The organism is Bacillus marasmi (assembly GCF_902168435.1).
GTDB lineage: Bacteria > Bacillota > Bacilli > Bacillales > Cytobacillaceae > Bacillus_BU > Bacillus_BU marasmi.
Genome location: NZ_LR656164.1, coordinates 242,863 through 267,226, shown reverse-complemented (window position 1 = coordinate 267,226; position 24,364 = coordinate 242,863). Strand labels below are relative to the sequence as shown.

The following is a 24,364-nucleotide window of genomic DNA, read 5'->3' as shown; positions in this document are numbered from 1 at the left end:
ATTGCGCCAAGCCCATGATTAACAATGCTTGTCTATCATACGTTTAATACTTTTTATACTAGCGTTTGTACAAACTGTCTTGTTTCTTTGTCAACCTCCTGGATTGTGGCCAGGCTTGGATTGCTAATGCTTTGATGTGCGGATAATGCCTTTTCGATTAAATCCTCAATTTGTAAAAACGTAATTTGTCCTTCAATAAATGCAGCAACAGCAACTTCATTCGCCGCATTTAAAACGGTTGGCATCGTACCGCCAATTTTACCTGCCTCATAGGCAAATTTCAAACAACGAAACCGTTCCAAATCCATTTCCTTAAAATGGAGCTTCCCAATCTCTGCTAAATTAAGTCTTTTAGCCCCACCAAGTGGTAAACGATCAGGATACGTTAATGCATATTGGATTGGTACCCGCATATCAGGTGTTCCCAATTGGGCTATGATACTTGAGTCATGAAATTCAACCATTGAATGGATGATACTTTCTTTATGAAGTAACACATCGATTTGCTCGTAGCCAATAGAGAATAACCAATGGGCTTCAATTACTTCCAAGCCCTTATTCATCATAGACGCAGAATCAATCGTTATTTTTGCCCCCATCGCCCAGTTAGGATGTGCTAAAGCTTCTTTTAGGGTTACATGCTCCAATTCTTCTCTCGTGCGATCACGGAAGCTTCCACCAGATGCTGTTAAAATTAAGCGTTCGATATTTTTCGTTTGCTCACCTTGTAATGCTTGGTAGATAGCTGAGTGCTCACTGTCAACAGGCAAAAGGGCTACCCCGTGCTTTTTGACCGCATCCATAACTAAATGTCCCGCTGTCACAAGTGTTTCTTTATTGGCAATGGCAATTGTCTTTTTCGCCTCAATCGCTTGAAGCGTTGGTAGTAGTCCAACACTGCCAATAACAGCATTAACTAAAATATCTGCCTTTTCAAATACCGCAACCTCTGTTAAACCATCATTTCCGTATGTAAAAGCAACATGAGGAAATTCCAGTTTTAACATTTCGTAGTCTGGCTTTTCTTGAACCGACACTAGCTGTGGGCTAAATTGGTTAATGATTTCACGAGCAGAATCAATATTCCTTCCAACTGAAAATGCGACCAACGTAAATTCGTTTGAGTGTTCTTTTATTACATCGAGAGTTTGCATTCCAATCGAACCTGTTGCGCCTAATAAGCTAATATATTTCACAAAGTTCCACTCCTATAAACAATCCTTGTAGTTACAACAAATGGAGAAAATGCATAAATGGCAGAACAAATAATAAGCTATCGAAACGGTCTAAAATCCCACCATGTCCTGGTAAAATATGACCGGAATCTTTAATTTGATAATGACGTTTAATCGCTGATTCAACTAAATCGCCAATTTGGCCTGATACAGACAGTACTGTTGTAATGAGGAATAGTTTCCAAACTGCAGTACTAGAACTAATATCGGTAAAAATAACAAAAAGAAGTGCAACAACTAATGCGGAGGCAATTCCACCAAAGAAGCCTTCCACCGTCTTTTTCGGACTAATTTCCGGCCAGAGCTTCTTCTTACCAAACGCTCTTCCAATAAAATATGCGCCAGAATCAGTTGCCCAAATAATAAACAGGGCATAAAAGATATACGTTAAGCCTGATTGTGCATCACGAGTTTCAATAAAATAATAAAAACCAATCCCAATATATAATGTGGCTAATATCGCAAATGCAACATCATCAAATGTAAATCGATTTTTAGTGATGACAGTATAGGTCATAAACAACAAAACGGCAAACAATGCTAATTCAATTTTTGAATAATCTAAGTCTGCCAGTGTACTATTGAACTCGTCAGGTAGCAGAAAAATCCATAGCAAGATAACTGAAATAATTCCAGGTATCGTAGTGATGCTAAGCTTTCGCATTTTTAATAATTCGTATAGTGCAACAGTTGCTAGTAAATATGTTAGTAAAATAAACGGAGTTCCACCATAAATGACAATCGGTAAAAAAACCGCTGCTGCAATCACTGCTGTAATGATTCGTTGCTTCATTTAGTTTTTCAACACCTTTTCATGTTCGGAGTGAAGCTACACTCCTCCAAATCTTCTTTGACGATTTTGATATGCTTCAATTGCCTCAATAAAATGCTGTTCAGAAAAATCCGGCCAAAGTACTTCTGTAAACCAAAATTCCGAATAGGCAAGTTGCCAAAGCATGAAATTACTTAGTCGAATCTCTCCACTTGTGCGAATTAATAAATCTGGATCAGTTAAATCCGAAGTCATTAAATACGAAGAGAATAAATCTTCATTCACTTCATCACTCTCTAGTATACCTTTCTGGCAATCGTTTAAGACACGCTTAACCGCATCCACGATTTCTGCTCTAGAACCATAATTTAATGCGAAATTTAATACTAATCCCGTATTATCTTTCGTATCTTGAATGGCTTTTTCAATGGCATTAATCGTATAGCTCGGCAAATTTTCCTTATAGCCCATCATCGTTACACGTACATTTTCTTCAATCAATTCTGGTAAAAAGGTACCTAAAAACTCCTCAGGCAGTTTTAATAAGTAATCCACCTCAGTTTTAGGACGTTTCCAATTTTCTGTAGAAAAAGCGTATAATGTCAGCGTGTTAATCCCCATTTTACTTGCTAGCCGAGTGATTTTCCGAACCACTTTCATTCCTTCATGATGCCCCGCGACACGTGGTAATGCCCGTTTTTTGGCCCATCTTCCATTACCATCCATAATAATAGCAACATGTGAAGGAACCGGCTGCTCCTCAATTTGTAGCATCCGCTCGTGGAGACTGGAAGACTGTTGCTGATTCTTCCACAGCTTTATTTTATTTAACATAAGTTAGCTCCTCTTAAAAATAAGATAATCTTCTTCTTCGAACATATTCAAACACCATTTTCCAGAAAATAGTCTATGTCGAAGTTATTTACCATATTATTCACATGCTCTTATCATACCAAAAAAGGAATAAGATATCTCTATAAAAAGATTATGTAAATGGACCAACTTTCAGAATTTAAGTTGCAAAAAAGAGTCGATATTCACCCTTTGGCAACGGTTTAAACAAGAATCCTGAATCCTTAACTATTAAAAAAAACCCCCTATAACAAGAGGGTTAATGAAAATTTTTCAATTAAACTTCCATTACTTCTTTCTCTTTATCTTTTGTGATTTGATCAATTTTACTTATATGATCATCCGTTAATTTTTGAATATCTTCGCCATAACCACGAAGTTCATCTTCAGTAATTTCACCATTCTTTTCAAGTTTCTTCAAATCATCATTTGCATCACGACGAATATTACGAACCGCAACTTTGGCTTCTTCAGAATCCTTCTTAATAAGCTTAACTAATTCCTTACGGCGCTCCTCAGTTAATTGAGGAATGGTTAAGCGAATAATACTACCATCATTCGTTGGAGTTAAACCAAGATCCGATTTTAAAATCGCTTTCTCAATTTCACCAAGCACTGACTTATCATAGGGCTGAATCACTAATAGACGTGCTTCAGGAACAGAAATACCAGCAAGCTGATTTACAGGAGTTGGCGCACCATAATAATCAATTGACAGACGATCAAGTAGTGCTGCATTTGCTCTGCCGGCACGAATACTTGCAAGCTCACGCGTATAAGCGGAGATTGCTTTTGTCATTTTTTCTTTTGCAGTTGCAAGAACTTGTTTTGGCATGATTATTTCCCCCTTACAATAGTTCCGATAGTTTCACCCATAACAACTCGTTTAATATTTCCGCTCTCCATGATGGAGAAGACAATTAACGGAATATCGTTATCCATACAAAGTGAAGAAGCAGTTGAATCCATTACTGCCAGACCTTCTTTAATTACATCTAGATATGAAAGAGTATCATATTTCTTGGCATTTTTATCAATACGTGGATCTGCGGAATATACTCCGTCAACGTTATTTTTCGCCATTAAGATTACGTCCGCTTCAATTTCAGCTGCACGTAAAGCTGCTGTTGTATCTGTAGAGAAATAAGGATTTCCTGTACCAGCTGCAAAAATCACAACGCGCTTTTTCTCTAAATGACGGATTGCGCGGCGACGAATGTATGGCTCAGCAACCTGACGCATTTCGATAGAAGTTTGAACGCGAGTTTCAATTCCACCTTGTTCTAAGCTGTCTTGGAGTGCGAGCGAATTCATCACTGTTGCAAGCATTCCCATATAATCTGCTGTTGCTCTGTCCATCCCCATCTCACTGCCGATTTTACCGCGCCAAATGTTACCGCCACCAACGACGACTGCTACTTCAACACCTAATTCTGCAATCTCTTTAACTTGATTTGCAATTGACTTAATCACAGCAGGGTTGATCCCAAAACCAACTTCACCTGCTAATGCTTCACCACTTAATTTTAATACGACGCGTTTATATTTAGGGCTGCTCATAAGAACTTAAGAACCTCCAATTGTATGCTTTCTCTTAAAAACCAAGACCGTTCTATTGACTTGGTCTAATGCAATAATTTGTTTTCTTAAAAATAGGGAACACCAAGTGTCCCCTATAACAATCTTTAAAAGCGTATGTTCATTTACTTAGGAGAATTCCTTAGTAAATTCGCTAATCATTATTTTTTAACTTGATTCATTACTTCTTCAGCGAAGTTGTCTTCACGTTTTTCTAAACCTTCGCCTACTTCGAAACGAGTGAATTCACGAACAGTTGCACCTTTTGATTGAACAAATTGACGAACTTTTTGATCTGGATTTTTTACGAAAGTTTGATCAAGTACACAAACATCTTCGAAATATTTACCAAGACGTCCTTCAACCATTTTCTCAACGATGTTAGCTGGTTTGCCTTCGTTAAGAGCTTGTTGAGTTAATACTTGGCGCTCACGTTCTACTTCTTCAGCAGATACTTCATCACGAGAAACATACTTAGGATTTAACGCAGCGATATGCATAGAAATATCCTTAGCAGCATCTGCATCAGTAGTACCTTCAAGAACTGTTAATACGCTGATACGGCCACCCATGTGTAAGTATGCACCGAAAGCATCGTTATCAGTTTTAGTCACAACTGCAAAACGGCGAAGGCTTAATTTCTCACCGATTTTAGCGATTGCAGCATTGATGTGCTCAGCAACAGTTGCACCGTTTTCCATTTTTTGTGCTTCAGCTTCTTCAACTGTAGCTGGTTTATTTTTTAGTAAGTGCTCAGCTAATTCTTTAACAAGAGTTTGGAAACCTTCGTTTTTAGCAACGAAATCAGTTTCAGAGTTTACTTCTAAAATGACAGCATCGTTGCCACCAACTAAAATAGAAGTGATACCTTCTGCAGCAATACGATCAGATTTCTTAGCAGCTTTTGCGATCCCTTTTTCACGTAAGAAATCAATTGCTTTTTCCATATCACCATTAGTTTCAGTAAGGGCCTTTTTACAATCCATCATGCCGGCACCAGTTTTTTCGCGAAGTTCTTTTACCATTTGAGCGGTAATTGCCATAATGAAATTCCTCCTTATTATAACTATGTATTATTTTTTACAAAATTTAGTAAACCTAAACGTTTAAGCAAGACATGACGATTTTCTTTAAAAAAAGGTGATAAAGGGTGCTCCCTCTTATCACCTTTTCCTGTCAAGCTTAGCGTCCTAAAATCAATTAAGCTGTAACTTCTTCACCTTGTTTAGCTTCAAGGATAGCATCTGCCATTTTACCAGTTAAAAGTTTAACAGCGCGGATTGCATCATCGTTAGCTGGGATTACATAATCGATTTCATCTGGATCGCAGTTTGTATCAACAATACCTACGATAGGAATGTTCAATTTATGTGCTTCAGCTACAGCAATACGTTCTTTACGAGGGTCAATGATAAATAAAGCATCTGGAAGACTCTTCATATCCTTGATTCCGCCTAGGAACTTTTCTAAACGCTCTTGTTCTTTCTTTAATTGAACTACTTCTTTTTTAGGAAGAACATCAAATGTTCCATCTTCAGACATTCTTTCGATATCTTTTAAGCGAGCAATACGCTTTTGGATTGTTTCGAAGTTAGTTAAAGTACCACCTAACCAACGTTGGTTAACGAAGTACATACCAGAACGAGCTGCTTCTTCTTTAACAGAATCTTGAGCTTGTTTCTTAGTACCAACGAAAAGGATTTTACCGCCGTTACCAGCTAACTCCTTAACGAAGTTGTAAGCTTCTTCAACCTTTTTAACTGTTTTTTGAAGGTCGATGATATAGATGCCGTTACGCTCAGTGAAGATATATTTCTTCATTTTTGGGTTCCAACGGCGTGTTTGGTGTCCGAAGTGTACACCAGCTTCAAGTAATTGTTTCATAGAAATTACTGACATGTTTTTGTTTCCTCCTAAAGGTTTTTGTTTTCCTCCGCTAAGATCATCTTTAACTGGAAACTTAATTTTTAAGCACCTACCAGTTAAATCCATTAGCGTGTGTATTAACACCATGAACTAATATAGCACAAACCATTTAGACAATCAAGCAATTCCTGACTCTAAACCAGAAAAAATCCTGATGTTTTTGATAAAGAAACCCAGGTAACGTGTTCGCTACCTGGGTGGTTGTGTATTAGTTTGATTTTAATTTATCTAGTTCAACAAGGAATTTGTCATTTAGAACTTTGATATAAGTTCCTTTCATTCCTAATGAACGTGATTCAATTACACCAGCACTTTCAAGTTTACGAAGTGCATTTACGATAACCGAGCGAGTGATACCTACGCGGTCAGCGATTTTTGATGCAACTAATAAGCCCTCATTACCGTTTAGCTCTTCGAAGATATGTTCAATAGCTTCTAATTCGCTATAAGAAAGTGAACTGATGGCCATTTGTACAACAGCCTTACTACGTGCTTCTTCTTCAATCTCTTCAGATTTTTCGCGAAGAATTTCCATTCCTACTACTGTTGCACCGTACTCAGCTAAAATTAAATCATCATCTTCGAATTTATCTTCCATGCGAGATAGAATCAATGTTCCTAAACGTTCTCCACCACCGATGATTGGAACAATAGTTGTTAATCCAGTAGTGAAAAGCGCTTTATTTTCATATGGAAAAGCGGAGTATTGGCTTTCGATATCTATATTTGAAGATGTTTCTTGTACATTGAAAAGGTTCTTAGTATACTCTTCAGGAAATTGTCGATCTTCTAGCATTTTTTTCATGCGCTCATTTTCAATAGATTGCTTAATTGCAAATCCTAATAATTTACCACGGCGACTAACAACGAAAACATTTGCCTCAATTACATTACGTAGAGTTTCGGCCATTTCTTTGAAGTTAACAGGTTTCCCTGCCGCTCTTTGCAGCATTGCGTTGATCGTTCTAGTTTTAGTTAATAAATCCATTAATTCTTCCTCCTATGTGCTTCAAACAAAACATCATATTTTATTGTGTTTTTTTCTCTATTAAAAAACCTATTGGTTATTCACCCAAATCTCATTACCTATGATTAGAGGATAAATTGACTTAAGTCTTTATCTCTCGAAATGGCTCCAAGTTTCTCTTCTACATATTGAGGTGTTATCGTTATTTTTTCCAAAGTAACTTCCGGTGCCTCGAAGGACAAATCCTCAAGAAGCTTTTCAAGAATGGTATGCAATCGTCTTGCACCAATATTATCAGTATCTTGATTTACCTCAAATGCCACTTCTGCAATCTTACGAATAGCATCGTCAGAAAATTCAATTTGTATACCTTCAGTTTCCAATAATGCTTGATACTGTTTAATCAAAGCATTATCAGGCTCGATTAATATTTTCACAAAGTCATCAACTGTCAGTTTCGTTAATTCAACACGAATTGGGAAGCGACCTTGTAATTCCGGAATTAAATCAGACGGCTTAGCCATATGGAAAGCTCCGGCAGCAATAAACAGAATGTAGTCAGTCTTTACCGAGCCGTATTTTGTAACAACCGTTGACCCTTCTACAACTGGAAGGATGTCTCTTTGAACACCTTCTCGTGAAACGTCAGCAGATGAACCACCCGAATTCTTACTCGCAATTTTATCAATTTCATCGATAAAGATGATTCCTGATTGCTCAGCTCTTCTTACAGCATCACTCGTTACTTCATCCATATCGATTAATTTTTGCGCTTCTTCATTGGTCAGAACTTTTCTTGCTTCGCTTACAGTCAGCTTCCGTTTTTTACGGCGTTTTGGCATAAAGCTGCTCAAAGCATCTTGCATGTTCATACCCATTTGTTCCATTCCGGAGCCTTGCAACATATCAAACATAGATGGTTGCTGCTCCTCGACCTCTACCGTAACGACTTCATTTTCTAACGCTCCAGCTACAAGTTTCTCCTGGACCACTTTACGCTTTTCGTAATTGGATGCTTCTTCCTGAGTCTCTTGGTCTGTTTGATCGTTTTGTGTAGTGTTACCTCCAAAAAGCATCTCGAGAGGATTTTTGTAATTATTTGTTTTTTTCTTTGTCGGTACTAGCAAATCGACTAAGCGGCGGTTTGCATTTTCCTCAGCACGGTCTTTGACCTTCAGCATTTTTTCCTCTTTGACTAGACGAACCGAAGTCTCAACCAAATCACGGACCATCGATTCTACGTCACGTCCAACATAACCTACCTCGGTAAACTTTGTTGCCTCCACTTTGATAAATGGAGCTCCAACTATTTTAGCCATTCGGCGGGCAATTTCTGTTTTACCTACCCCTGTTGGTCCAATCATTAAAATGTTCTTCGGTACAATTTCCTCACGAAGCTCTTCAGCTAACAGATTTCTGCGATATCGATTCCGAAGCGCAACAGCTACTGCTTTTTTTGCGTCTTTTTGGCCGACAATATATTGATCGAGCCTTTCAACGATTTGACGAGGGGTTAACGTAGTCATCTTTCCCATACAATTAAGTCTCCTTTCGTTTAAAGCTCTTCAACAATAATATTGCCATTTGTATAAACACAAATTTCCGAAGCAATTTCTAATGCTGAACGGGCAATATCTCGAGCGTCTAGATGCTCTCCAGAGTATTTTTTCAAGGCGCGTCCTGCAGCAAGTGCATAATTTCCACCTGAACCAATTGCTAAAATTCCATCGTCAGGTTCAATCACTTCACCAGTACCTGATATTAAAAGCAGGTCTTGTTGATTCATGACAATCAGCATGGCTTCAAGACGCCTTAGAACTTTATCACTTCGCCATTGTTTCGCAAGCTCTACTGCAGCTCGTTGAAGATTGCCATTATATTCTTCTAGCTTTCCTTCAAACATTTCAAACAATGTAAAAGCATCTGCGACTGAACCAGCAAAACCAGCAATTACTTTTCCATTAAACAATTTTCTAACTTTTCTTGCTGTGTGTTTCATCACAACGGCATTACCAAATGTAACTTGACCGTCACCAGCCATCGCACATTTCCCATTATGGTGAACAGCAAATATCGTCGTTGCATGCAATTGAGACATGTACTAAACCCCTTTCTTCCTGTTTAAGCCCTAGGATGATGAGACATATACGTATCTTTTAGAAATTCCTTTGTAACATGTGTGTATATCTGAGTCGATGACAACTGTGAATGGCCAAGAAGTTCTTGGACAGTACGCATGTCTGCACCATTATTTAATAGATGCGTGGCAAAGGTATGACGGAGCATATGCGGATGAATTTTACCGTTTAAGGCTGAATTATCCATAATGGAATTCAATATTTTACGAACTCCCCGTGGTGTTAGTGGTCCTCCACGAAAATTCACAAATAAAATACCATGATCTTCTTTCGTATTAGTAAGGAGTTTATGTCGACCATGTTGTATGTATAACTCTAATGCATCATATGCAAAGCTTCCAAACGGAACATATCTTTGTTTTTTCCCTTTCCCATTGACAAGAACAGTCGATACAAACATATCCAAATCGTTTAAGGTAATTTTACATAATTCACTTACACGGATTCCAGTTGCATACAAAAGTTCTAATAGCGCTTTATTTCTTTGTCCAAGTGGAGTCGAAATGTCGCACCCTTTAAAAAGTTCGTCCAGTTCTGAGGCATAAAAAAAAGATGGTAAATGCTTTTCTATTTTTGGAATCGACACTAGCGAAAACGGATTATCATCAACAAGCTCTTCTCTAAGCATAAACTTATAAAAGCTTCGGAGGCATGATATTCTTCTAGCAACTGTTTTTCTCGCAAGCTTTTTTTCATATAGCTTTGTTAAATACAGTCTGATATCAGAATACTTTACATTTTCCAAGCCGATTATCGCTTGCTCATCCATGAACATAGCAAAATCTCTAATATCATGTTGGTAATGTTCAATTGTATATTCTGAACAATTCTTTTCAATTTGTAAATATTCAATAAATAACTTTAAAGAAACGTTCACATTTACAGCCATTTTAGTCACCTCACAAAGGCTTCTAAATATTATCATAATATAAAGGGGTTTACAAGAAACTTTACAAACTTTTCACAAAGTTCTGAATTGTTTCTAAGGCTCTGTTCGCAAGTTGTTCATATCTTTCTTTTTTACCTCTAATTTTCACAGGTAATTCCGGTAGCAAACCAAAGTTCGCATTCATTGGTTGGAATCTTTTTGGATTCGCTGTTGTAATATAATGCGCCATACTTCCAATTGCCGTAACTGCCGGAAATTCAACTGGCTCTTTCCCCTGAACTAATCTCGCTGCGTTCAAACCAGCAATCAATCCACTTGCCGCTGATTCAACATAACCTTCCACTCCAGTCATCTGTCCAGCAAAGAAAAGATCATTTCTAGCTTTTAATTGATAGGTCGCCTTAAGCACTTTAGGAGAATTCATAAATGTGTTGCGATGCATCACTCCATATCGGACGATTTCTGCTTGTTCAAGTCCCGGAATCAGTTGAATAACCTCTTTTTGCGGACCCCATTTTAAATGTGTTTGGAAACCAACGATATTATAAAGCGTACCTGCAGAGTCGTCTTGACGTAATTGCACAACAGCAAAAGGGCGTTTCCCAGTACGAGGATCCTCTAATCCAACCGGCTTCATTGGTCCAAATAGCATCGTTTTCTTGCCTCGACTTGCCATTACCTCAATCGGCATGCAGCCTTCAAAAAAGATTTCTTTTTCAAATTCCTTTAATGGAACCGTTTCAGCTGAAATTAATGCCTCGTAAAAACGATTGAATTCTTCCTCATTCATAGGGCAATTTAAATAGGCCGCTTCACCCTTATCGTATCGAGATTTCAAGTACACCTTATCCATATTTATGCTCTCTTTATCAATAATAGGCGCAGCTGCATCATAAAAATAAAAATATTCTTCTCCTGTCAATTCCTTAAGCTTTTGTGATAAAGCCTCACTAGTTAATGGTCCTGTAGCTATCACGGTAGGTCCCTCAGGAATTTCCGTCACTTCCTCGTTAATTACGGTTACATTCGGATGTTCTTTTACTAAGTTTGTTACGCGAGAAGCAAATTCATGACGGTCTACCGCTAAAGCTCCACCAGCTGGAACAGCACATGCATCAGCAGAACCAATAATAACAGAATCCAATATCCGCATTTCTTCCTTTAATACACCGACTGCATTAGTCAAAGTATTCGCACGTAATGAATTACTGCAAACAAGCTCTGCAAATTTATCCGTGTGGTGTGCCGGTGTTTGTTTTACTGGTCGCATTTCATATAGACGAACTTTAATCCCACGCTGGGCAATTTGCCATGCTGCTTCACTACCTGCTAATCCAGCACCAATTACATTAACAATTACTTCCATTATATTATTCCCCTTATTTTTGTATTTAGGTGAGGGTATTTCAACCAATACTACTTTACCCACAATCCTATCCATTTTACATCTCTTCATACGAAATTTTAATGAAAACTTTAATATTTAAGAAAAAAGCAATAATAAAATGATTTTTCCATAAAAAAGAGTGAGCACGATGCTCACCCTTACTTTTGTTGCTCTTCCTTGTAATCACATTTCGTACACTGAACTTGAACACCTTTTTTTAATTTCTTTTCCACTAGAATACTATCACATTTTGGACAATTTCGTGGTAAAGGTTTATCCCAAGATAGAAACTCGCATCCAGGGTATTGATCACAGCCATAGAAGATGCGGCGTTTTTTACTTTTTCGTTCAATGATGTTGCCTTCCTTACAGGTTGGACATTTCACCCCGATATCCTTAACAATCGGCTTTGTGTTACGACAATCTGGAAAATTACTACATGCCATAAACTTACCGTAACGTCCCATCTTAAATACCATCGGGCTATTGCAAAGCTCACAATCTTCGCCAGCAGGCTCATCTTTAATTTCAACCTTCTGCATTTCCACTTCAGCTTTTGCTAAATCCTTTTCGAAATTGCGATAAAATGCATCGATAATTTTAACCCAATCTACTTTTCCTTCTTCGATATTATCGAGGTTTTGTTCCATAGACGCGGTAAATTCAGCGTTTAAAATATCAGGGAAAAACTCACTGATTAGTTCCGTTACAATTTCTCCTAATTCGGTCGGAACAAAACGCTTGTTATCTAACGCCACATAGCCGCGTTTCTGAATCGTATCAAGGGTTGGAGCATAGGTTGATGGTCGTCCTATCCCTAATTCCTCAAGTGTTTTAACTAATCTTGCTTCGGTATAACGCGGCGGTGGTTGCGTAAAATGCTGTTTTGGTTCTAATTCCTTTTTTAATACTTTATCTTTAGGGTTTAGATCAGGCAGCATTTTTTCACGTTCTTCAGTCTGATCATCTGTTCCTTCAACATACACCTTCATGAATCCTGGGAATTTAATTTTCGAGCCTGTTGCTCTGAAAATCACATCACCATTCTTCAAATCAACGCTCATCGTGTCCATAACAGCCGATGCCATTTGACTTGCTAAGAAACGTTCCCAAATTAATTTGTATAACCGAAGTTGATCTCTGGATAAAAACTCTTTCAGACTACTTGGTTCACGTAATGTACTAGTCGGGCGAATCGCTTCGTGGGCATCTTGTGCATTTGTTTGTTTCTTTTCCTTACGCTTTTCTGCCTGTAAATACTCATCACCAAAGGCTGTTTTAATATAATCGATCGCTTCCGTTTGAGCGACTTCTGAAACCCTAGTTGAATCGGTTCTCATATATGTAATTAGACCGACGGTACCTTCAGCACCAAGATCAATACCTTCATAGAGCTGTTGAGCTAGCATCATTGTCTTCTTAGCACGGAAATTTAACTTTCTGGCCGCTTCCTGTTGAAGTGAAGAGGTCGTAAATGGCAAGGCAGGATTACGTCTTCGCTCCTTATTCGTCACAGAATCAACGATGAAAGAATTGCCCTTTAGTCTTGCGAGCACAGCTTTAACATCATCTTCGGTTTTTAAATCAACCTTTTCGTTTTCAATGCCATAAAATGATGCAACAAAAGTTTCTTTACCCTTTAACAATTCAGCTGAAATGGTCCAGTATTCTTCAGGAACAAAATCCTTGATTTCCTTTTCCCGATCAATAATTAACTTTACTGAGACCGATTGTACCCGCCCAGCACTTAAACCTTTTTTGACCTTTTTCCAAAGTAATGGGCTGATGTTATAACCAACAAGTCGATCTAAAACACGTCTCGCTTGTTGAGCATCTACCAAATCCATGTTGATTGGACGCGGGTGCTTAAAGGACTCTGTAATGGCATCCTTGGTGATTTCATTAAAAACCACGCGACATTCAGAATTCACATCAACATTTAACGTATGTGCTAAATGCCAAGCAATCGCTTCCCCTTCTCTGTCGGGGTCGGCTGCGAGATAGATTTTTTTAGCTTTTTTTGCTGCTGTCTTTAATTCCTTCAAAACCGGTCCTTTTCCACGGATGGTAATGTATTTTAAATCATAGTTATAGTTTTCGTCTATCGTTACACCCATTTGGCTCTTCGGTAAATCACGCACATGGCCCATAGATGCTTTTACTTTATATTTTTTTCCAAGATACCGCTCAATCGTTTTCGCCTTTGCTGGTGACTCAACGATTACAAGATAATCTGACATCCAGTAGTCCTCCTTAGAGGGATTATTCGTAAATCTTTATTTCGAGATATAGGTTAAATAAATTAATCACTATTATTGAACAAATAAAATCAATTTGTCAATGTATAATTAATTAAAGAAAACGTTTTCACGTAAAGAACGAAAAAAAATTAATGATACACACGAGGAATATCTGTTGCAAAATGTATAACAGATTGGCAATAATTTCAACCTTTTTTATAAAAATAATTTAAAAAAGTCACTTTTTTGAATTATACAATCACTCAAAATAAATCATTCCATTAAATCAAAACGACAGTTCCTCCGTGATATCGACAGCAGTTTTGACAAGCTTCGCACCCTGTTGAATCAATTCATTTGTCCCATTGGATCCAGGATTTAAGATACTACCAGGTATTGCGAAAACCTCTCGACCTTCGTTGAGAGCATAATTTGCCGTAATTAATGAGCCACTCTTCTTTTCCGCTTCGACAATTAATGTTCCACAAGTGATTCCGCTAATAATCCGGTTTCTTAACGGAAAATGCCATCGTTCTGGTCTTGTGTCTGGTGGGTACTCAGATATTATCAAATGACTGTTCATCATCGTTTCAGCCAATTTTTGATTTTCCTTAGGATATAAATGATGGAAGCCACCGGCAATAACAGCGATCGTTTTTCCTCCACAGTGTATTGCCGTTTTATGACTAATCGTGTCAATTCCTTTGGCAAGTCCACTCACAATCGCAAAGCCGGACAGAATCAAATCAGGAAATAGTAGTTGGATTGCCATCCTTCCATAGTCCGTGGCTTGCCTCGAACCGACAACCGCCAATTTTTTAGGATGATGTAATAAATCTATTTTTCCTTTCGCATATATTACCCAGGGCGGCTGGTAGGTTTCCTTAAGGAGTTTAGGATATTCTTCGTCAAAAATAGTAATTGGAAAGATGTTATTCTGTTCATAGCTGTCAATAAACGAGAGAGTGCGATTAATTTGAAGATTGCTGTAGGGTATAGAGCGGGTTGGGAGATGATAATGTTGTTTTAATTCAGCGGTGGTGAAATCGTTTACATTTGATAAGGTTGGGTCTGATTGTAATATGTGGAATAGAGTATTCCAGCCGACTCCCTTCCAATGATGAAGCAAAAGGAGCTTTCGTTTAAATAAATCCATATCCATAACATGACCTCCAAGTGAAAATGTTCACAAAATATTCAAAAATATAATTGTGACCTGGAATAAAAAAGATAGGAGTAGAGGATTTTTAACACGAGGATAAGAGGAGACTTACTTAGGGAAGAAGAAATCTTCGCCAAATAAGTCATCCTCTCAACTGTTATTAATAGAAGCTTGTAAGTTCAAATTGCTTACAAAACCATTAAAAGCTCTAACTCTCTTTTAATGAGTTCGACACTTTTCGTATAAATCCTTTTCTTTTAACACTTCAATTAAAGTTTCACCCATTACAGATGGCGTGTCTGCTACTTTAATTCCGCATTCATTCATGACGCGAATTTTTTCATCAGCCGTACCTTTACCGCCTGAAATAATCGCACCAGCATGTCCCATTCGTTTACCTGGAGGAGCTGTACGTCCACCAATGAATCCTACAACAGGCTTAGTCATGTTTGCTTTAATCCACTCAGCAGCCTCTTCTTCAGCAGTACCGCCAATTTCACCAATCATGATGACCGCATAAGTTTCAGAATCTTCATTGAAAGCGCTTAATACATCGATGAAGTTTGTCCCGTTTACAGGGTCTCCACCAATTCCAACCGCTGTTGATTGACCAATTCCAGCTTGAGTTAATTGGTGTACAGCTTCATATGTTAGTGTACCAGAGCGTGAAACTACACCTACATGACCTTTTTTGTGGATATAGCCCGGCATGATACCGATTTTACACTCATCTGGAGTAATAACACCCGGACAGTTTGGACCGACTAGGCGAGTTTTCTTGCCTTCCATATAGCGTTTTACTTTTACCATATCCAATACAGGAATGTGTTCAGTAATACAAATAGCAAGGTCAAGCTCTGCTTCAACAGCTTCTAAAATAGCATCCGCAGCAAATGGTGCCGGAACGTAAATTACGGAAGCGGTTGCACCAGTCGCCTCAACGGCTTCTTTCACTGTATTAAATACAGGAACTCCTTCTACTTCTGTACCACCTTTACCAGGTGTTGTTCCACCAACGATTTTTGTACCATACTCAAGCATTTGTTTCGTATGGAATAATGCAGTTGAACCTGTAATACCTTGCACAATGACTTTTGTATCTTTATTGATATATACGCTCACGTGAATTCTCCCTTCCTAATCCTAATCCTAATTCGATACTAAGGAAACGATTTTTTGGGCTCCATCAGCCATCGATTCCGCTGCGATGATATTTAATCCTGACTCACTCAGGATTTTCTTGCCAAGGTCAACATTTGTTCCTTCCAAGCGAACAACAAGCGGTACTTCAAGTCCAACCTGTTTCGCCGCTTCAATGACACCTGTAGCAATAACATCACATTTCATAATTCCACCAAAGATATTAACAAAAATACCTTTAACGTTCGGATCAGAAAGGATGATTTTAAACGCTTCTGTTACTTTCTCAGCAGTTGCGCCGCCCCCAACATCAAGGAAGTTTGCGGGTTCGCCGCCATAATATTTGATGATGTCCATCGTTGACATCGCAAGACCTGCTCCATTCACCATACAACCGATATTTCCGTCTAAGGAAACATAGCTAAGGTCATATTTAGAAGCTTCAATTTCTTTTGGATCTTCTTCATCAAGATCACGATATTCTAATACGTCTTTTTGACGGAATAAAGCGTTTGCATCAAAGTTTAATTTGGCATCCAAAGCCATTACTTTGCCATCACCTGTCACAACTAAAGGATTGATTTCCGCAATAGAGCAATCCTTTTCTATAAAGGCTGTGTACAAGCCAAGCATAAATTTCACTGCTTGATTTACGAGTTGGTTAGGAATATTAATGTTGAACGCAATGCGGCGCGCTTGGAAAGCTGTTAAGCCGACAATTGGATCAATTTCTTCCTTAAAGATTTTCTCAGGAGTTTTTTCTGCAACCTCTTCAATTTCTGTTCCGCCTTCTTCTGATGCCATTAATACTACGTGTGAAGTCGCACGGTCTAATACTAAACCTACATAGTATTCTTTCTTAATGTCGCAGCCTTCTTCAATAAGTAAACGTTTTACTTCTTTTCCTTCTGGTCCAGTTTGGTGTGTGACTAAAGTTTTGCCTAGTATTTCGTTTGCATATGTACGAACTTCATCTAGGTTCTTTGCTACCTTAACGCCACCTGCTTTACCGCGGCCGCCAGCATGGATTTGTGCTTTTACGACACAAACTTTTGTCTCTAATGTTTTTGCTGCTTCTACTGCTTCTTCAACTGAAAAAGCCACTTTCCCATTCGGTACGGATACCCCGTATTGTCTGAGGATTTCTTTCCCTTGATACTCATGGATATTCATTTCCCATCCTCCTATCAAACTCTTAAAAAATAGACTGCGTGAAACCATTTTATCTAAAATAGTGTTCCCATGTCTAACAATATAACATAAAAGTTCATAAATTTGTTATAATTTTCTGAAATTTTTAATAATATTAATATTTTAAATATTGAAAAAATATGTTAATAGGAAATTTCCACATAAATGAGGCCTGACTCTATCTTCTAAAAATAGTATTTTAGACGAGGCATTGCTACATTTTCAATAACAATCTGTGGGAATTATTAATAGTGGCTTTGTTGCTTAGGGATGTTTCTAGAGCATTCGATACTATTTGGTATTGTTACCGTTTAACGCGAAAATTTACTCCAATGGTAACCATTGCTCTTGTATGGTTACCTTGCACCTCGATATTTTGTTCCATCGGTAACTATAGCTCTTGTATGGTTACCGTGCACCTCGAAAATTTGCTCTAATGGTAACCATTGCTCTTGTATGGTTACCGTGCACCTCGAAAATTTGCTCTAATGGTAACCATTGCTCTTGTATGGTTACCGCGCACCTCAAAAATTTGCTCTCATGGTAACAATTGCTCTTGTATGGTTACCGTGCACCTCAAAAATTTGCTCCAGTGGTAACCATTGCTCTTGTATGGTTACCGTGCACCTAAAAAATTTGCTCCAGTGGTAACCATTGCTCTTGTATGGTTACCACTCAACTCGATTTTCCGCTCCAATGGGAACCATTGCTCCTGTATGGTTACCACTCAACTCATAATCGCCATGTGCGGGTTCGATTGCGATTCTATCGTTCCAGCAACATTCACTCTATTAAAAAAATGGGAACAATTAGCTTATGTAGTCCTTAATCGGCGCAAAGCTTTTGCGGTGATATGGAGTGATTCCAACTACCTGTAACGCATCCATGTGTTCCTTTGTGCCATAGCCCATATTACTCGCAAATCCGTAGTCTGGGTATTGTTCATGAAGCTCCTTCATCATTCTATCTCGAGTGACCTTGGCAACGATGGAAGCTGCGGCAATCGAAATACTCTTAGCATCACCCTTAATAATTGCTTCATATGGATAGGGGGTCGTTAATTTCATCGCATCGATTAGCAAGTAATCTGGCTTCGTTGAGAGCCCAGCAATACTTGTTAACATCGCTTTTTTCGTTGCTTCATAAATATTGATTTGGTCAATTTCCTCAGCAGAAATAATCCCAACTTGATAGGCAACCGCTCCAGTGATGATTTGCTCATATAATTCTTCACGTTTTTGCTCAGATAGCTTTTTAGAGTCGTCCAATCCTGGCAAATAAATATTTTCTGGTAAAATGACTGCTGCAGCCACGACTGGACCAGCCAGTGGTCCTCGTCCAACTTCATCTATTCCAGCAATGTTTTGAAATCCTTGTTTCCGGAGTTTCTGTTCATACTGGCTCATCTCTTGGAACTTTTGCTGAAGCATTTTTGCATGATCCTGTTGTTTTTGCCACCTTGCTAAAAGTTGTTGAACCCCTTTGCGGTCATCCTCTTTTAGTATTTTTATAAAATCGTTCAGTTCATTTTCTTGTATATTTTTTAATCGCTTTTCAATTTGACTGATTGTTAATTTCCCCAAACCACATGTCACACCCTTAAAAATCAAAATTCAAATTTCATTATACTAAAAAAAGAAGGGATATATTAGTTTTTATTGAATTTGTTAAATTAGGAAAAAGGAGGCCTGATATGATACATAAAGAAAGAACGAAACCTCGAATTCTCCTCTTCAATGAAGCGATACTAGGTAGAATTCATCCAAATCACCCCAAAATCCCATTCATTCTAGACAGCATTAGTAGGCATGAAGCAGGTTATGCTGGAGAGCGAAAACTTGATTATTACCTGGAGCAACTCCCTCAACATTACTACAATATCCTTAACGATCTCCGCCTACATAATGGTCACACTTTCTTTCAACTTGATTCCGTCCTGTTAACATTTAAATATATCCTTTTAGTAGATTCCAAAAACATTGCAGGGAAATTAAACTTTGACCACCAGTTCGATCAATTAATTCAAAATGATGAAACTACATATGAAAACCCACTTCTTCAAGGTAAACTTCATGCTCGCGATATGCAGCAATGGCTTTTGACACATCAGATTCCTTTGGTTCCGATTGAATACTTAGTGGTTTTAACTAATAAAAACTGCCTGATTCAGTCAGTTGATGATCCCGCTACTCAATTTCGTGTCTGCCGCGGACGAAGTGTCATCGGGCGCATTGAAGGAATGACGAATCAATATGCCAATGCTCCTATTGTGTTTACCTCTGAACAGTGCCAACGACTTATCGAGCTATTTTTGGAGAAGCATATTGATCCAACTTACGATATTGAAAAAATCCACAATATTTCTCGGTCAGAAATTAAACCCGGTGTTCATTTTCCAACCTGTCAACATCTAGGTTGCATTTATAAAAGGGGTAAATGGATTTGCCCAAAATGTGGCTGCGAATCCGACCGGGCTCATTTGAAAGCTCTGCGTGATTATTACTTGTTGTATGGCCCCTCGATTACCAATCAACAGTTTTGTGAGTTTTTACAATTCCCATCAATGGATCTTTCCTATAAAAAACTGATTTCCTTGAATTTGCCTAGCACTGGCCCAAAAAAGACAAGAATCTATCAGCTTAGTTGGGACATTCTTCAGGAATGAAAAATTTTATCCGACGAATTTTGGTGTTTATCCACCGTTTTGGGGTGTTTATCCGACGAATCTTGCTGTTTATCCGACGTTTTTTGAAGTTTATCCGACGAATTTGGCCATTTATCCGATTTTCGACACAATTCGACACATTTTCAGCAGCTCAAATCCACCAAACTTTCAGCTCAAAAAAAAGAACCAATTCTCGACTTTAATCGAGTTTTGGTTCTAATTCACTGTTTTGATCTGCCTCTTCCGAAGGGCTATTAAGGTCGCTCGGTTTTTCAAATGATAGCTTTCCTAGCTTTTCGGTTCGAAGCTCACGAATGACCAGCTCGGCCACTTTATCGTAGTCAACTTCACCACGGCCCGCAAGACAGCCACGATTTCGACCTACCACATCGAAAAGTTCAATTGTTTCTTCCGGTACCACCTCGAGTTTAAAACGTTCTTTGAGGCGCTCTGGGTATTCTTTTTCCATATAACGCAATGCGTAATTGGCAAGGTCATGCATATTTAATAGAGTATCTTTAATTGCGCCAGTAACCGCTAGCTTTAAGCCAACATCCTGATCATCGAATTTCGGCCAAAGAATTCCTGGAGTGTCAAGGAGTTCAAGCTCTTTACCGACCTTAATCCACTGCTGCGCCTTCGTAACACCAGGTGTATTACCGGTTTTGGCGATGTTCTTTTTTGCCAAGCGATTAATCAGCGTTGATTTACCCGCATTAGGAATACCAACAATCATGGCACGTATTGCACGAGGTCTAATCCCTTTTGCTTTCATGCGGTCAAATTTCTCACTGAGAATCTTTTTGGCTTCGGCCACAATCTCCTTCATCCCTACTCCTGCCTGTGAGTTTATCGCTAAGGCAGAAACACCCTGAGCCTTAAAATACTGAATCCATTGATTAGTGACGTCCTTGTCTGCCATATCCGCTTTATTCAGTAATACTAATCTTGGTTTATGCTGAATGATCTCGTCAATCATTGGATTTCGTGATGAAAAGGGAATCCGCGCATCAACGAGCTCAAAGATTATATCAACTAATTTTAGCTTTTCCGTTACTTCACGGCGTGCTTTCGCCATATGTCCGGGGAACCATTGAATCGTCATATCTGTCACCCCTTTTGATAAAATAGTTCTAGTTTTCGATTAATACCATTATGCAAGATGGCATTTGCTTCATTATTATTTTACAATTTGCATATCCTTAATCGGCCAATAAAGGATGTTTGTTTTACCAAGCACCTTTTTCATTGGAATGGTACCGATATGACGTGAATCCTTACTGTAACGGCGATTGTCACCCATTACGAATAACTCGCCTTCTGGCACTTTTGTTTTACCGATTTTTTCTTGCAAAGTGAAAGGTTCTGTAAGAGGTCCATCGATTACTGCCTTTTTGTACTCAGCAAGATACGGTTCTTCGTACGATTTACCATTCACGTATAGTGTATCATCCCTATATTCAATTTCATCACCAGGTAGACCGATTACACGCTTGATGTAATCCTTGCCTTCAGGAGCGTGGAATACGATTATATCAAATCGATCAGGTTCACCAATTTTATAACTAAATTTATTGACGATCATCCGGTCTTGATTATGTAGCGTTGGCATCATCGATAATCCATCAACTACTATAGGTGCAAATAAAAATGTACGGATAATTGCTGCTAATATCACTGCGATTACTAATGCTTTTGTCCATTCCCAAAGTTCGTTTTTCTTCCTAGTCATTGTTTCCCCACCAATCTCCAACTAAAGAATGTCTGTACATCATTATTTTACATAAGTTAGTAATAATTAACACAAATGGATTAATATTTTTAAGAAAATTTTTCCTAGGGTTAAGAATTTTATTACAAAAATAGGGGCTTGAATATCCCAAGCCCCCGATTCTTGCTATTATCGAATTTCTTTGATACGAGCTTTTTTACCACGTAGTGCACGTAGGTAGTAAAGTTTCGCACGGCGTACTTTACCGCGACGTAGAACTTCAAGCTTCGCAATTTTAGGTGTGTGTACAGGGAATGTACGCTCAACGCCTACACCGTAAGAAATCTTACGAACTGTAAAAGTTTCGCTGATTCCACCACCACGACGCTTAATTACAACACCTTCAAAGATCTGAATACGCTCACGAGTTCCCTCGATAACTTTAACGTGTACACGTACAGTATCACCAGGACGGAACGCAGGAAGATCAGAACGAAGTTGTTCTTTAGTAATTTCATTGATTAATGCTTGCATCGTATTCAACTCCTCCCACAGATGCTCTTGCACTCCTTCTAAATGATGCAGCGGAACATCGTTATCAAGACAATAGACTTTACAGTCCAAGTCACAAAAAATATCTTATCATAAATAGTACCCAATCGCAATAGTTATTCCTGTTGTTTTTTAAACTCATCCAGCCATTTTTGCTGTTCCACTGTTAATTCTACTTTTTCAAGTAAATCAGGGCGACGCAAATAGGTTCGACGCAACGATTCCTTTCTGCGCCATTCTTCAATCAGTCGATGATTTCCAGAAACTAATACATCAGGCACCTTCATTCCGCGGAAATCTGCCGGTCTCGTGTAATGAGGGTGCTCCAAGTAACCGGTACTGAATGAATCCTGCTGATGCGACTCTTCGTTTCCTAGCACACCAGGAAGGAGTCTGACAACACTATCAATAATCACCATTGCGCCAAGTTCACCACCGGTAAGCACGTAATCACCTATCGAGATTTCATCTGTGATCAAATGCTCCCGGATCCTTTCATCATAGCCCTCATAATGACCGCAAATGAAAATCAAATGCTCTTCTTTTGCAAGCTCTTCTGCCTTTTGTTGATCAAAGCGTTTCCCTTGCGGACAAAGCAAAATAACCCGTGGCTTAACCTGTTGCTGGTCAGCCTTGGTTAGTTCTTTCACTGCATCGAAAATCGGCTGGGGCTTTAAAACCATACCCGCACCGCCACCATATGGATAATCATCAACGGTTTGATGCTTATTATCGGAAAACTGGCGAAAATTAATTGGATTATAGGTCACAGCCCCAGCATCAGCCGCTTTCTTTAATATCGATTGTGAGAACACGCCTGTGAACATTTCTGGAAAAAGCGTGAGAACATCAATTTTCATCATGACAGGAGTCCTTCCATCGGTTGGATTAAGATGATTTTCTCCTTTACGTCAACCTTTTTTACGATTTGTTCAATATATGGAATTAATATATCCCGGCCGCCATTTTTTGGTTTTATCACCCAAACATCATTTGCACCAGGTGTTAATATTTCTGTAATTTTACCAATTTCTTCGCCATCTACCGTGAATACTGCGCAGCCGACGATTTCATGAAAATAAAATTCCCCTTCATCTAACGCACCTAGCTGACTTTCGGGAACCTTCAATACTCCGTTCTTAAATTTTTCAACCTCATTGACATTTTCAAAGCCATCGAAGGTCAATAAATCAAAGTTTTTATGAGTACGATGTGTTTTTACAAGCAATTCTAGGGGTTCTTTTGATCCTTCTAAAAATAAAAACAGTGTATTCCCTGGTTTATATCGCTCATCCGCAAAATCTGTTTTTGAAATAATTCGGACTTCGCCTTTGATACCGTGAGTGTTTACGATTTTACCTACATTAAACCATTTCTCCACTTTTCTGTTCACCTCTCTCTTATTTCCGTGACAATGCCATCTTTTACGATAATCGTCGAACCAGCAAGATGGTCATCCCACCTGTCTCCGACATTTATGTCAACAAGAGCTTGTACCTCTCGTTCCTTTAGTTCGCTTCCTAATGGTAGGTTATGTAATTGTTGTAGTTGAAAATCAGCCAACTTGATTTTTTCTTGGCGGGCTTGGATTTCTTTGTCAAAATGAGTGATTAAGCTGGTAGGCTGAAATTTTTTTGTTTTTTCTAGTTTTTTCATTTCAAAACGGAGCTGGTCGCATTCTTTTTGGTACTGCAGTTTTTTGGATTGGTATTTTTCGAATAACTCTGTTTTGCTTTTTTCTGTTAAAACCTGTTTGACAATAACCGTTTGCAGCAGTTTCATTGCAATACCTCGCCTCCAGTTTTTCTTGTCTAGCTGCAGCGCCTTGGGGCTCGGGGTCACAAGCCAAATCCCTCCAGAGACTAACGTCTCTTGCGTGATTCGTCTTGTGCCTGTCGCCCCTGACCAAGCCGCTTCCGCTTTTCTTGTCTAGCTGCAGCGCCTAGGGGCTCGGGGTCA

General features: G+C 38.7%; 24 protein-coding genes. 1 reads left to right on the top strand and 23 read right to left on the bottom strand.

What is annotated here, in order from left to right; genetic code table 11:
• Positions 1–53 precede the first annotated feature (53 nt).
• From dxr to FXW34_RS01265, 17 genes are all read right to left on the bottom strand, one after another.
• Positions 54–1,196, bottom strand: a complete 1,143-nt coding sequence (dxr, locus tag FXW34_RS01345) for a 1-deoxy-D-xylulose-5-phosphate reductoisomerase (RefSeq protein ID WP_147532134.1) — start codon at positions 1,194–1,196, stop codon at positions 54–56.
• A gap of 31 nt (positions 1,197–1,227) precedes the next feature.
• Positions 1,228–2,028, bottom strand: coding sequence for a phosphatidate cytidylyltransferase (locus FXW34_RS01340; RefSeq protein ID WP_147532132.1), 801 nt, complete (start codon positions 2,026–2,028; stop codon positions 1,228–1,230).
• A 36-nt stretch (positions 2,029–2,064) separates the two neighbouring features.
• Positions 2,065–2,841 carry an undecaprenyl pyrophosphate synthase gene (locus FXW34_RS01335; RefSeq protein ID WP_147532130.1) on the bottom strand — a complete coding sequence of 259 codons (777 nt, stop codon included), beginning with the start codon at positions 2,839–2,841 and terminating at the stop codon, positions 2,065–2,067.
• A 295-nt stretch (positions 2,842–3,136) separates the two neighbouring features.
• Positions 3,137–3,694: a ribosome recycling factor gene (gene frr, locus FXW34_RS01330; protein ID WP_147532128.1), complete on the bottom strand. Its 558-nt coding sequence runs from the start codon at positions 3,692–3,694 to the stop codon at positions 3,137–3,139.
• A gap of 2 nt (positions 3,695–3,696) precedes the next feature.
• Positions 3,697–4,419, bottom strand: a complete 723-nt coding sequence (pyrH, locus tag FXW34_RS01325; RefSeq protein ID WP_147532126.1) for a UMP kinase — start codon at positions 4,417–4,419, stop codon at positions 3,697–3,699.
• A 179-nt stretch (positions 4,420–4,598) separates the two neighbouring features.
• Entirely contained in the window at positions 4,599–5,480 is an 882-nt protein-coding gene (gene tsf, locus FXW34_RS01320; protein ID WP_147532124.1) for a translation elongation factor Ts, read from the bottom strand.
• A gap of 157 nt (positions 5,481–5,637) precedes the next feature.
• Positions 5,638–6,336, bottom strand: a complete 699-nt coding sequence (gene rpsB / locus FXW34_RS01315; RefSeq protein WP_147532122.1) for a 30S ribosomal protein S2 — start codon at positions 6,334–6,336, stop codon at positions 5,638–5,640.
• A 235-nt stretch (positions 6,337–6,571) separates the two neighbouring features.
• Positions 6,572–7,351, bottom strand: coding sequence for a GTP-sensing pleiotropic transcriptional regulator CodY (gene codY / locus FXW34_RS01310; protein WP_147532120.1), 780 nt, complete (start codon positions 7,349–7,351; stop codon positions 6,572–6,574).
• A 104-nt stretch (positions 7,352–7,455) separates the two neighbouring features.
• The gene (gene hslU, locus FXW34_RS01305) at positions 7,456–8,865 is read right to left on the bottom strand and encodes an ATP-dependent protease ATPase subunit HslU (RefSeq protein ID WP_147532118.1); all 1,410 of its coding nucleotides are present in this window, start codon (positions 8,863–8,865) and stop codon (positions 7,456–7,458) included.
• Positions 8,866–8,885: 20 nt separating this feature from the next.
• Complete coding sequence (gene hslV / locus FXW34_RS01300) at positions 8,886–9,428, bottom strand: ATP-dependent protease subunit HslV (RefSeq protein WP_147532115.1); 543 nt, start codon at positions 9,426–9,428, stop codon at positions 8,886–8,888.
• A 23-nt stretch (positions 9,429–9,451) separates the two neighbouring features.
• Positions 9,452–10,357, bottom strand: coding sequence for a tyrosine recombinase XerC (gene xerC / locus FXW34_RS01295; RefSeq protein ID WP_147532113.1), 906 nt, complete (start codon positions 10,355–10,357; stop codon positions 9,452–9,454).
• 61 nt (positions 10,358–10,418) lie between these two features.
• The gene (trmFO, locus tag FXW34_RS01290) at positions 10,419–11,723 is read right to left on the bottom strand and encodes an FADH(2)-oxidizing methylenetetrahydrofolate--tRNA-(uracil(54)-C(5))-methyltransferase TrmFO (RefSeq protein ID WP_425457383.1); all 1,305 of its coding nucleotides are present in this window, start codon (positions 11,721–11,723) and stop codon (positions 10,419–10,421) included.
• Between the two features lie 179 nt (positions 11,724–11,902).
• Positions 11,903–13,984 (bottom strand): type I DNA topoisomerase, encoded by a 2,082-nt coding sequence (gene topA / locus FXW34_RS01285; RefSeq protein ID WP_147532111.1) that lies wholly within the window; start codon positions 13,982–13,984, stop codon positions 11,903–11,905.
• Between the two features lie 286 nt (positions 13,985–14,270).
• Complete coding sequence (dprA, locus tag FXW34_RS01280) at positions 14,271–15,140, bottom strand: DNA-processing protein DprA (RefSeq protein WP_147532333.1); 870 nt, start codon at positions 15,138–15,140, stop codon at positions 14,271–14,273.
• 225 nt (positions 15,141–15,365) lie between these two features.
• On the bottom strand, positions 15,366–16,268 hold the full coding sequence (gene sucD, locus FXW34_RS01275) for a succinate--CoA ligase subunit alpha (protein WP_147532109.1): 903 nt from the start codon (positions 16,266–16,268) through the stop codon (positions 15,366–15,368).
• A gap of 27 nt (positions 16,269–16,295) precedes the next feature.
• Positions 16,296–17,459, bottom strand: coding sequence for an ADP-forming succinate--CoA ligase subunit beta (sucC, locus tag FXW34_RS01270; protein ID WP_147532107.1), 1,164 nt, complete (start codon positions 17,457–17,459; stop codon positions 16,296–16,298).
• An 827-nt stretch (positions 17,460–18,286) separates the two neighbouring features.
• Positions 18,287–19,060, bottom strand: coding sequence for a ribonuclease HII (locus tag FXW34_RS01265; protein WP_147532105.1), 774 nt, complete (start codon positions 19,058–19,060; stop codon positions 18,287–18,289).
• Positions 19,061–19,170: 110 nt separating this feature from the next.
• On the opposite strand from FXW34_RS01265, the gene FXW34_RS01260 reads away from it, so the two are divergent.
• Complete coding sequence (locus tag FXW34_RS01260) at positions 19,171–20,142, top strand: nuclease-related domain-containing protein (RefSeq protein ID WP_147532103.1); 972 nt, start codon at positions 19,171–19,173, stop codon at positions 20,140–20,142.
• A 199-nt stretch (positions 20,143–20,341) separates the two neighbouring features.
• Here the strand turns inward: FXW34_RS01260 and ylqF are convergent, their stop codons facing one another.
• From ylqF to FXW34_RS01230, 6 genes are all read right to left on the bottom strand, one after another.
• Positions 20,342–21,247, bottom strand: coding sequence for a ribosome biogenesis GTPase YlqF (ylqF, locus tag FXW34_RS01255; protein ID WP_147532100.1), 906 nt, complete (start codon positions 21,245–21,247; stop codon positions 20,342–20,344).
• Positions 21,248–21,322: 75 nt separating this feature from the next.
• Positions 21,323–21,874 (bottom strand): signal peptidase I, encoded by a 552-nt coding sequence (gene lepB / locus FXW34_RS01250; protein ID WP_147532098.1) that lies wholly within the window; start codon positions 21,872–21,874, stop codon positions 21,323–21,325.
• Between the two features lie 168 nt (positions 21,875–22,042).
• On the bottom strand, positions 22,043–22,387 hold the full coding sequence (rplS, locus tag FXW34_RS01245; protein ID WP_147532332.1) for a 50S ribosomal protein L19: 345 nt from the start codon (positions 22,385–22,387) through the stop codon (positions 22,043–22,045).
• Positions 22,388–22,521: 134 nt separating this feature from the next.
• Entirely contained in the window at positions 22,522–23,265 is a 744-nt protein-coding gene (gene trmD / locus FXW34_RS01240; protein WP_147532331.1) for a tRNA (guanosine(37)-N1)-methyltransferase TrmD, read from the bottom strand.
• Entirely contained in the window at positions 23,265–23,786 is a 522-nt protein-coding gene (gene rimM, locus FXW34_RS01235; protein ID WP_147532096.1) for a ribosome maturation factor RimM, read from the bottom strand. The genes trmD and rimM overlap by 1 nt, the downstream gene beginning before the upstream one ends.
• 8 nt (positions 23,787–23,794) lie before the next feature.
• Complete coding sequence (locus FXW34_RS01230) at positions 23,795–24,187, bottom strand: YlqD family protein (protein WP_147532094.1); 393 nt, start codon at positions 24,185–24,187, stop codon at positions 23,795–23,797.
• Positions 24,188–24,364: the final 177 nt, after the last annotated feature.